Consider the following 10,000-nt stretch of genomic DNA (forward strand, 5'->3'; position numbering starts at 1 on the left):
ACCAAGCCATTACAAATATAACAAAACATTCCATTCAGCAGCGGATTTTCCGTAGGAAAATCCGGAAGTAGCCATTGAAGCAAACCGCTGTTGTGCACAGGCTTTATTTTCGTTTTGATATTCTTATTAAGTTTGGAATAATAGAAATTATAGCACTTGCTCCTATAATAAATCCATAATTTATATCATCCCAATTTAATTTTCTTATTCCGTCATTACAAGCTGTACATTCTGCAACTTTCATATTAGCATCAATAAAGGAAATTGCTATTAATAAAATTCCAAAGATCAAAAGGCTTACAGTTAGACTTTTTAAAACTTGTATAAATTTTTGATTCAAATTTTCGAGAGTCAAAATCAAAAGTCCAATTCCGAATGTTATGAAATAAAGTTTATTTGAGAAAATAAAAATATTTTTTCCAACGAATTGAATTTTGTCAGAAGTTGACCATTGAAAAATATCTTGTATTAAGCTACGAAAAAAACCTTCGGAATTAGATGCTATTACAATTCCTATTATATAAGCTAAAATTCCCAAAACTATCTTTTTTATAAACTTAAGTTTTTTCATAAGCTTGTGCACAACGTCCCGTGGCTTTGCGAAGTTTGGGTTTATATTGCCCCGAACCTTTCCATTTGGACTAAAGCCAAATATACAAAAAGATCTTTCCATTAAACACCCAAGCCCAAATTTCGCAAAACCACTGTTGTGTGTAGTTAGAATTTATACTTTGAATTTAATTCTCTTGATAATCCTTCCAAGTCAGGAAAAATTGATGATTCGCTTATACCTGCTAACTTTAACTGTTCTAACATTTGGTCTCGCTCTTTATACGAAATATTAATTTTAACAATTCTATTAAAATTCCTTTTTTTATAGACTGAATTTATTGTTGTGTTTCCACTATGTAGTGTAAAGCATCCCTTTTGACGCAAAACACGTTCGTTTGAATAAGTTGGTGAAATTGCGATTGGTAATTCTTTTTTCTGATTTTGGAAATTTAAATATTCCGATATTAATGTTTTGTTTGAATCATCATTAGTACGAATAATTGATGTTTTATTTAATGACAACATGTTTAATTCTTCAGGATTAATAATCCATATACAAGGATCAATAAATTGATTATCCCCTTTATTTAGTTTTAGTGCGAAAAATAATGCAAATAAATATCCTTCAGTCCAATCTAAAAGCCTTGTTTTTAACCCAAAATGTTGCATAAGAAAGTACCATTCATGATTGTCAAAATTTTGACCAGCAATAAAACCTTTTGCTTTATCAAGAAACTCTTCTGTTAGATTTTTTTCAGATTCAATTGAATATTCTTTTGCTCTGAAAATACTTGGAATTAATTTATAGTTTTTATTTGCATGCCCACGAAACCAAATTTTATTTGATTCGAAAATTTTTTGACTTGCAAAGTCAACATGAATGATATACTCCTCAAGAGATTTTATAGTCTTTACGGATTGTAAAAAATCGTTGCCTTTAAACATATCTGGAATATTTTCAATTTTAGTTTTACTTCTCAAGTAAGCTTAACACGTGATTTTATGGACTAATTACACACAACGTTCCGCCGCTTCTCGTCAGTTGCGAACTTCGGAACGAATTATTTTCTGTTAAAGATAAAAATTCTTGCGAAAGGTAAACGTGAACTTACCACAAAATTCGCAATTGCGAGAAACGGCTGTTGGCGGTAGTTGTTTTTCTATAACTGCAACCATAAATAACCTTCTTTAAAGTTTTCAAATTCCTTTAAGTCTGTTAAATCTCTGTCGCAAATTGTGTTGGAAATAACCAATCCATCCAAATATCTTTTCGGCAAAAAATCTGATGAATTGTAAAGCCCTAAAAAATATCCATTTGGTTCGCCACTTTCAATTTCCCCATAACCATATTCTAAAATATCAAAAATTGGATTGTTGTCTTGAACAAAATCAGCGCCTTCAAACTCATAAAAAGCAAAGCTAAATGACAATTTTAAATCTTTAAGAAAAGTATATAATGCGGTTCGTATTTCATAAAAATATTTCCCTTTGAGTAGTTTTAGATTTGTATTTGGAAGCTCCAAACCTAATGGAAATATTCCACAAGTGAATTGTTCTTTTTCGTTTAACAAATAATCGCATTTTGTTATAAATATTCGAAAACCCACTTCAGTGCTGTCACTTAAATAAAATTTATATTTTTCGAATTCTGATTTGCAATTTTCTGCGTTTTCAATATTGTCAAAAGTTATTCCTAACGAATAAAATGCTCCCATGTTAAAGTATATTTCTCTCGATGTTTATCGGCGCCACAATTACCGCCAACGTTCTGTGGCTTGCTCTCAGTGGCGTTGAACCAACACCAAGCCATTACAAATATAACAAAACATTCCATTGAGCAGCGGATTTTCCGTAGGAAAATACGGAAGTAGCCATTGAAGCAAACCGCTGTTAGGCACAGTATTTTCTAAAATTGTTCTTTAAAAATACCATAATCAGTAAACGAATTTGACTTCATTTTCTTTTTTGGTGTTAAAAAATAAGTTTTATTGGATATTATTTCACTTGTATTTTTTGACAATATTAAATCCTCAATATCAATCGATATAATTTCTAAGTTCTTTTTTTGTCTTATAACAATATTTGTCTTTTTTATCTTTAAACTATCAAGATGTTCAGGCTCCATACTTTTTATATCGTTTAAATTATAGAAAATTATGCTGTCTCTTGTTTCCTTAAAATTTTCAAACTCGAATGTTCCTAAGCCACTATTTCTTTCCATAAAGCCTTCGTATTGAAATAATTTAGTTTTAATTTTTAAACCATTTTCTGATAAGCTTGATTCTTTAATTGGAGCGAAGTTTTTTTTCACATCATTTGATGAATTTTCATAATTAGGTTGTTCAAATTCAATACCTTTAATTAGTTTTTTATTTGGAATATCTTCAAGATATGAAAACGGAAGATTTTTTGAAATATCAACTTCAAATGTTTCTGTTGAATCTAATAAAATATAACCTGAAACCATTGTGTCTCTTCCGCCAGATGCGTTATATTTGTATAAAATTTTTGAAGTTCCCTCAATTTTTTGAACATAAAGAGCTGTGCTCCATTCTCTACTGCAACTATTGAAAAAAAAAGAAAAATAAATAAAAATAAATATCGATATTAAATTCTTATAACATTGCATTGATATTCTTTTTGAGTTTTTTGGGGTAATATTGTGCCTAACTAGTAAATATCATCAAATATATACAACTTTTTTAACTTTAAAAACTATTCTTCAAGTTTTTTCTTACCTTTTATGTCAACCATTCTATCTAACGGACTCTGTATTCTATCAACAGCAGTTTTCGTTAAATGCGTATAAACAGTCGTGGTTTTTATACTCGAATGCCCTAAAAATTGCTGAATGTAGCGGATATCCGTGCCATTCTCTAACAAATGGGTCGCAAAACTATGACGCAACGTATGCACCGTAGCCTTCTTCTCTAAACCCGATAACTTTATAGCATTGCGCATCACCTGTTGCACACTTCCGGTACTGTAAGGCTCGCCCGCAAACTGACCCTCAAAAACATAATGCTTACCCTTATAAAGTTCTCTATAAAGCTGTAAAGAAGTAACAATAGAGTAGGGCAACATCACCATTCTGTCTTTCTTACCCTTAGCATTCTTAACATGAATCTTGTGTTCCTCAAATAAAATATCATTCCATTTCAAACTCACAATCTCACTCACACGCAAGCCAGCACCATAACCTATCAACAACAAAAGCTTGTGTTTCGGATTATCTACAACTTTAAAAATCTGCAAACATTCCTCCATAGTCAATACAACAGGCAACTTTTTCTCCTTCTTTGGTCGTGGAAGTACAAAACTATAGTCAACTTTCCCTAAAACTTGCTGATAATAAAATTGAACCCCATTCACCATACTATGTCCACTCGTAGCAGATAAACCACGCTCCATCAAAGAGCCTAAAAAACGAATAATTTCCTCCCTAGTAACATCCTCAGGATTTCGAAACTCAAAAAAGCGTAAAAATTGAATAAAAGCACCACAATACGTTCGCAAGGTCGAACTACTATAATTCAAAGCCAATAAAGTGTCAATCATCTTACTTAAATAACTTTGGGCTTGCTCTGGAACTAAATCCAGTAAGCTTTTCTTCGTTTTAGATAAGTCCAATTGTTTTTTATTAGGCAAATTTCGTTTGTCCAAATAATGTTTCGGAAGCAAAGAGGCAATAGTAATACCAGAAGATTCAAACTGTAAATGCAAAGAATCCATCACAACAGGCGCAGCCGGAAGCAAATAACACCCCTTAATCTTACTGTAGCGAGACATCGAAAAACGCTTTAATTTCTCATGAACCGCAACCATTTTAGGAACATGAACTTCCATCCAAGCCACATCTTCTAAATGAGGCAAAATCCTAATTTCTCCCTTACCAACAAACGAATCTTTAACAAAATAATCCGTACCAAAAAAGTCAGAAACGCCTAAAATCTTTTCCACCTCATGCTTTACAACTTCATTTCTAAAAACCATATAGCTTTTATAAGTTCCGTTCCAATAAACCCCTTTAGTCTTCAAAAGTTGTTTACTAATTTCATGATGAAAATGCATCTTAAAAACCCAATATTTACCAATACTCGGCAACAATTGTAACTTCAATTTATCCGAAGTTATTACAGTTGGTTTATGTTCAGGATTACTCAAAGCAGAGTCTAACTGAAGAGCGCTTGAAGAAGCTATGGGTGAAAGGTCACGGTTATTAATACCGGTCACCATATTGGAAATTGTAGATTCAGTAACCACCACCAAATCCGGAAAATGAGAACGCAACAAATGATAAGAAGCCTTAGAATAATCCAAATACCAACACCTGCGAGAACCACTATAAGTAGCACCAAGACGTTTTAAAACGGCAATAATTTCAAAATCCTTATCAAAAAACACCCCAATGCGATAAGCACCATGGTGAAAAATCTTCTCAATACGTATATTCTTCATGGCAAATACAAAATTTAAATGGCTTATAATGATACAAATATACAAAAAATATAATTCCAAAACCAAAATAACACTTCCGTCACTTCGAAATCACACCACCGTCACTTCGAGTGATTTTATATTTTAAAAATGCCAATTTTTGAAATATAAAATTGTATCTAGAACTGTAGAACCGAAATAACGCTACCGTCACTTCGAGTGTTTTGTAATAGTAAAGCCCAAGATTTACTATTACAAAATGTATCGAGAACTACAAAAACGTATTCCCACGACCATCACGTCGAGTATTTTATAGCTGTAAAGCCTAAGATTAACAACTTAAAAATGTATCGAGAACTATAGAAACAAAACAACATCATATTTTGTCAAGTCAAGCGAAGTCGAGACTTCATAGATACTAGGAAGATACTTGGAACATAAAGCACAGATATAGCACTGATAAAGCACAGTTAGTGTATGCTTAGTGTATGGATAGTGTATGGATAGTGTATGCGGAGTGTATGCTAGAAGTATGGATACTATATGCTAGAGGTATGTCAAAAGTATGTTGTAGCTTTCTAAAAATAGTACTAACAAAAAAAAGCGCCACTTTCGTAACGCTTCATTTCTTATTTTTTCTCCGTTGTGGTTTTATTTTTCTTGTAAATAGGGATGAAATAACTCAAGGTGTAATTAAATCCTGCTCCAAATTTTCCGTCATACGTTCGGTTGTAACCTGGTATGAAAAGATTATCAAATCCATCTGGCTTTTTATTAGAAACCAAATAGTTTAATCGCACCGAGAATCCCAAATACACATTGTGGAACAACTCCGCTTTAATTCCTCCCACAACTTCTAACCAACTGGCATTTAAACCACCAAATTTCTCTCCCGAAATTACCGTGTTTTCACCATAATAATTCGTTGGATCATAGATTTTATAACTATTTAATGTCTGACTAAAACTACTAAAACCATAACGCATTCCCACGTAAATCATGTTTTCCATGTTAAGCCAGTTTTCAAATGAGTTGTAGTCAAAACCTACTTTAAAATAGGTGCCTTTAGTAGTAAAGTTCAAACGGTCATCGTCAATAGTCTTGTCTTCGTTTCCAATTTCTCCAGCAATGTAAAAACGCTTAGTTAAACGATAATCACCCACTACTTCAAAACCACGATAGTCTTTTTCGTAAAACGAACGCGCAATTTTATGTAAATCAACACCTAAACGCAGTCCATAACGCTCCGGATACATAACTTTGGCAGTGTCCTTAGTTTGTGCATTTCCTAACAAAGAAACACAAAACAAGCTCAGACTAAAAATAAATCTTAACATGTACTTCATTTTCGGTTTCTATATTAGGTTGTATCACTTCGATATTTTGAATCCAGTTGTTACTATCTGCAGTTAACACAATCGGATTAGTATCATTCAAATAAAATAAGGTTTTAAAACCACAAGCACGAGAAATATATTCATCCACTCTTTCGTAGTTAAAAGTGATGGCATCTATATTATCATTTGAACTATCAGTATCGCTTCCGTTCTGAATAAAATTCAAAGTGGTAACATCTGCCGTTGTTCTTAATGGAACTTCAATTTTAGAAACATTGTTAAATGCTTTGCCTTCAGAAAATGTGGGTGCTATCACCCCTAAATTCGTTACGTTCTTCAAAACGCTAGGATCAGCAGCATCGTAAAACTCAATAATTACTCTTGGTGTTACAGGTGTTCCACTTGCACAAATATCATCTTTTTCGCAGTTCCAAAACGAAACCGCTAAAAGCAAGGATAGGATTATAAAAACTATTTTTTTCATAAATTTTTTATTTTACCACATAGACACCTAGTTTTTCAAAATGAATTGAGACGTGACACTTTTCATAGTTTTCATAGCGCTGTGTTAATGAAATGCTATGTTTATCTCAAAAAAAATGGTTTTCTATGTTTCTATGTGGTTTAAATTTAATTATCTTTTTTCTAAAAGAACCACATTTTCCACATGATGCGTTTGCGGAAACATATCCACAGGGCGTACACGAACTACTTTATATTTCTCATCCATCAAAGCCAAATCACGTGCTTGTGTTGCCGAATTACAACTTACATACACAATTTTTGGCACGTCAGTTTTCAATAACATTTCTACTACATCTTTGTGCATTCCGTCTCTCGGTGGATCGGTGATGATAACGTCAGGTTGTCCGTGTTGGTTAATGAATTCGTCATTGAATACGTTTTTCATGTCCCCAACATAAAACTCACAATTCGTAATGTTATTGCGTTCCGCATTAGCTTTTGCATCAACAATCGCTTCTGGAACGGCTTCAACACCAATTACTTTCTTCGCTTTTTTCGATACGAATTGGGCAATGGTTCCGGTTCCTGTATATAAATCGTAAACGGTTTCGTTTCCAGTTAATCCAGCAAATTCTCTAGTGATTTTGTACAATTCATACGCTTGGTCCGAATTGGTTTGATAGAACGATTTCGCATTAATACTAAAATGCAAACCTTCCATTTCTTCCAAAATATAATCACGACCTTTAAACAAAATAATGTCTTGATCATACAAAGTATCATTCAATTTCTGATTGATAACATATTGTAATGAAGTGATTTGAGGAAAACGCTCCGCTAAGAAGTTCATCATCAATTCGATTCCGTTTTTATCGTTTTCATAAAACTGAAGCAACACCATAAGTTCACCAGTTGAAGCGGTACGAATCATCAACGTTCGCAACAAACCTTCCACAGCTCTAGCATTGAAGAACGTTAAGTTGTTTTCGTTAGCAAATCGTTTAATTTCATTACGAATTTCGTTAGATGGATCTTCTTGTAAATGACATTTCTCAATATCTAAAATCTTATCCCACATTCTTGGAATATGAAATCCCAACGCATTTTTATTGTCAAATTCAGTTCCTGATTGAATTTCCGCATTGGTCATCCAACGCGCATTCGAGAAACCAAATTCCATTTTATTTCGGTAAAACAATTGTTTTTCCGAACCTAAAATAGGCTCGAATTCAGGCAATTCAATTTTACCAATTCGCTTTAAATTATTATAAACTTCCTGATTTTTATAGAACAATTGTTGGCTGTACTTCATGTTTTGCCATTTGCAACCACCACAAGCACCAAAGTGCTCACAAACCGGGTCAATTCTATGTTCTGAAAATTCATGGATTTTTATAGCTTTACCTTCGTAGTAGGCTTTTCTTTTCTTCATCGTTTGCACGTCTACCACATCGCCAGGCACTACATTTGGAAGAAATATTACTTTACCATCAGGAGCTTTAGCTACCGATACACCTTTTGCACCTGCATCAAGGATTTTTACGTTTTCGAATACGATTTTTTCTGTTCTCTTTTTTCCCATGAGGCAAAAATAAGAATTGTTCACTGGATTTGATACGTTTTTTTTGATTTCTATAATTTTTAAAGCCAAGAGTTGTAGAATTCAATGGTTTTAATTGTAAATTAGCTAAAATGTTTTTGAATTATGAGAAACAATAAAACTTTTATAAGTGCTATTTCCAATATTGAATTTCCTGAGCATGATAGGGTTTCAGGGAAAACAATTCGAACTTCAATTTTAAACCTAATTTTAGAAGATTTTCCTGATTTTGATGTGAATGATTCCATTTCTGTACAAGAACTGAATGTGTATCGTGAAAAATACATTTCAAAATTTTTGCAAACCGAAATCAGTCAGTTATCAAAATTAGAAAAAGATGTAGTGCGGTCTTTAGGGGATGATACTTCGTTTGTAGCCAAAGTAGAAGAAGAAGTTGATACTAGAAATTACGGACAAATTGTAGCAGATAAAGTGGCGGCATTTGGAGGAAGTTGGACCTTTATTATTGCTTTTTTTGTTTTCATTACCATTTGGATTAGTTCCAACGTGATTATTTTTACGAACAAAGAATTCGATCCTTATCCCTTCATTTTATTGAATTTGATTTTATCCTGTGTGGCAGCATTGCAAGCGCCAGTCATTATGATGAGCCAAAACCGTCAGGAAGAAAAAGACCGCGAACGCGCTAAGAAAGATTACATGATTAATTTGAAATCAGAACTAGAAATTAGAATGTTAGACGATAAAATTGATCATTTGGTAATGCACCAACAACAAGAGTTAATCGAAATTCAAAAAGTGCAAATCGAAATGATGAACGATATTTTGAACCGAATTAAATAGGAAATTCTATTTTTGCACCAAATTACAACCATGAAAACCCACTTAGCTTTACTTCGCGGAATTAACGTTTCCGGTCATAACATGATAAAAATGGACGCTTTGAAATCGCTTTTAGAAAACGCGGGATTTCAAAATGTACGCACGTATATTCAATCAGGAAACGTTTTTGTAGATTCAGAAGAAGAACATGGTGCGAGTGTTGGGTTTAAAATCAAACAAGAAATTTTCAAAGAATTAGGATTGGAAGTTCCAGTTGTAGTTATTAGTAAAGAAGATTTGGAAGCGTGTTTTAAAAACAATCCGTATCTAAAAGAAAACGATTGTGATACCAAGAAATTGTACGTGGCTTTTCTTTCGAAAGAATTGCAAGGAAGCGCCATCAACGATTTAAAAATCAGCCAATTCAAACCCGACGAAGCAGCAATTGATAAAAGCAGAATCTACATCAAATACGCTGTAGGAGCCGGAAAAACAAGATTAGACCAAAAATATATCGAGAAAAAATTAAACGTTGTTGCCACAATTAGAAACTGGAATACGATTTCGACGTTGTTAGAAATGTTTGAGTAGGAGTTTAAAAGGTTAGTGGTTTAAAAGTTTAAAAGCGTCTGACATAGTTTATACATTTTTTAAAATTTCTTCCATTTCTAAAATCTGTGTTCCAAAAAATAGAATTTTTAGAGATTATTGATTTTGAACTTGAACTTGCCCTTGAACTTGCCCTTGAACTTGCCCTTGAACTTGCCCTTGAACTTGAACTTGCCCTTGACCTTGCCCTTGACCTTGCCCTTGAATTTGAACTTGA

The 10,000-nt window shown here is 33.0% G+C and carries 10 protein-coding genes; 2 read left to right on the forward strand and 8 right to left on the reverse strand.

The features are described from left to right. Positions 1-103: 103 nt before the first annotated feature. The 8 genes from LDL23_RS08050 to rlmD all read right to left on the reverse strand — a co-directional run bounded on the left by LDL23_RS08050 (position 104) and on the right by rlmD (position 8,373). On the reverse strand, positions 104-571 hold the full coding sequence (locus tag LDL23_RS08050) for a hypothetical protein (RefSeq protein WP_291265236.1): 468 nt from the start codon (positions 569-571) through the stop codon (positions 104-106). 146 nt (positions 572-717) lie between these two features. Continuing rightward, entirely contained in the window at positions 718-1,497 is a 780-nt protein-coding gene (locus LDL23_RS08055) for an FRG domain-containing protein (RefSeq protein WP_291265237.1), read from the reverse strand. Positions 1,498-1,712: 215 nt separating this feature from the next. Next, the gene (locus LDL23_RS08060; protein ID WP_291265238.1) at positions 1,713-2,267 is read right to left on the reverse strand and encodes a hypothetical protein; all 555 of its coding nucleotides are present in this window, start codon (positions 2,265-2,267) and stop codon (positions 1,713-1,715) included. Between the two features lie 191 nt (positions 2,268-2,458). Continuing rightward, complete coding sequence (locus tag LDL23_RS08065; RefSeq protein ID WP_291265239.1) at positions 2,459-3,019, reverse strand: hypothetical protein; 561 nt, start codon at positions 3,017-3,019, stop codon at positions 2,459-2,461. A gap of 248 nt (positions 3,020-3,267) precedes the next feature. Then, complete coding sequence (locus LDL23_RS08070; RefSeq protein ID WP_291265240.1) at positions 3,268-5,010, reverse strand: tyrosine-type recombinase/integrase; 1,743 nt, start codon at positions 5,008-5,010, stop codon at positions 3,268-3,270. A gap of 608 nt (positions 5,011-5,618) precedes the next feature. Then, the gene (locus LDL23_RS08075; RefSeq protein ID WP_291265241.1) at positions 5,619-6,326 is read right to left on the reverse strand and encodes a DUF6048 family protein; all 708 of its coding nucleotides are present in this window, start codon (positions 6,324-6,326) and stop codon (positions 5,619-5,621) included. Further along, on the reverse strand, positions 6,307-6,810 hold the full coding sequence (locus LDL23_RS08080) for a DUF6452 family protein (protein WP_291265242.1): 504 nt from the start codon (positions 6,808-6,810) through the stop codon (positions 6,307-6,309). Before LDL23_RS08080 ends, LDL23_RS08075 begins: the two co-directional genes overlap by 20 nt. A gap of 150 nt (positions 6,811-6,960) precedes the next feature. After that, complete coding sequence (rlmD, locus tag LDL23_RS08085; protein ID WP_291265243.1) at positions 6,961-8,373, reverse strand: 23S rRNA (uracil(1939)-C(5))-methyltransferase RlmD; 1,413 nt, start codon at positions 8,371-8,373, stop codon at positions 6,961-6,963. Positions 8,374-8,496: 123 nt separating this feature from the next. Here rlmD and LDL23_RS08090 point away from each other — a divergent pair, with 123 nt between their 5' ends. Both LDL23_RS08090 and LDL23_RS08095 read left to right on the forward strand, forming a co-directional pair. Then, the gene (locus tag LDL23_RS08090) at positions 8,497-9,195 is read left to right on the forward strand and encodes a DUF1003 domain-containing protein (protein WP_291265244.1); all 699 of its coding nucleotides are present in this window, start codon (positions 8,497-8,499) and stop codon (positions 9,193-9,195) included. Between the two features lie 30 nt (positions 9,196-9,225). Then, positions 9,226-9,765 (forward strand): DUF1697 domain-containing protein, encoded by a 540-nt coding sequence (locus tag LDL23_RS08095; RefSeq protein ID WP_291265245.1) that lies wholly within the window; start codon positions 9,226-9,228, stop codon positions 9,763-9,765. The last annotated feature ends 235 nt before the right edge of the window (positions 9,766-10,000 follow it).

Origin of the sequence: Flavobacterium sp., from assembly GCF_020217025.1 — a bacterium.
GTDB lineage: Bacteria > Bacteroidota > Bacteroidia > Flavobacteriales > Flavobacteriaceae > Flavobacterium.

Coding starts and splice junctions, on each gene's coding strand:
- LDL23_RS08080 (WP_291265242.1), bottom strand. CDS start 6,810: ATGAAAAAAATAGTTTTTATAATCCTATCCTTGCTTTTAGCGGTTTCG.
- rlmD (WP_291265243.1), bottom strand. CDS start 8,373: ATGGGAAAAAAGAGAACAGAAAAAATCGTATTCGAAAACGTAAAAATC.
- LDL23_RS08070 (WP_291265240.1), bottom strand. CDS start 5,010: ATGAAGAATATACGTATTGAGAAGATTTTTCACCATGGTGCTTATCGC.
- LDL23_RS08090 (WP_291265244.1), top strand. CDS start 8,497: ATGAGAAACAATAAAACTTTTATAAGTGCTATTTCCAATATTGAATTT.
- LDL23_RS08050 (WP_291265236.1), bottom strand. CDS start 571: ATGAAAAAACTTAAGTTTATAAAAAAGATAGTTTTGGGAATTTTAGCT.
- LDL23_RS08060 (WP_291265238.1), bottom strand. CDS start 2,267: ATGGGAGCATTTTATTCGTTAGGAATAACTTTTGACAATATTGAAAAC.
- LDL23_RS08075 (WP_291265241.1), bottom strand. CDS start 6,326: ATGTTAAGATTTATTTTTAGTCTGAGCTTGTTTTGTGTTTCTTTGTTA.
- LDL23_RS08095 (WP_291265245.1), top strand. CDS start 9,226: ATGAAAACCCACTTAGCTTTACTTCGCGGAATTAACGTTTCCGGTCAT.
- LDL23_RS08055 (WP_291265237.1), bottom strand. CDS start 1,497: ATGTTTAAAGGCAACGATTTTTTACAATCCGTAAAGACTATAAAATCT.
- LDL23_RS08065 (WP_291265239.1), bottom strand. CDS start 3,019: ATGGTTTCAGGTTATATTTTATTAGATTCAACAGAAACATTTGAAGTT.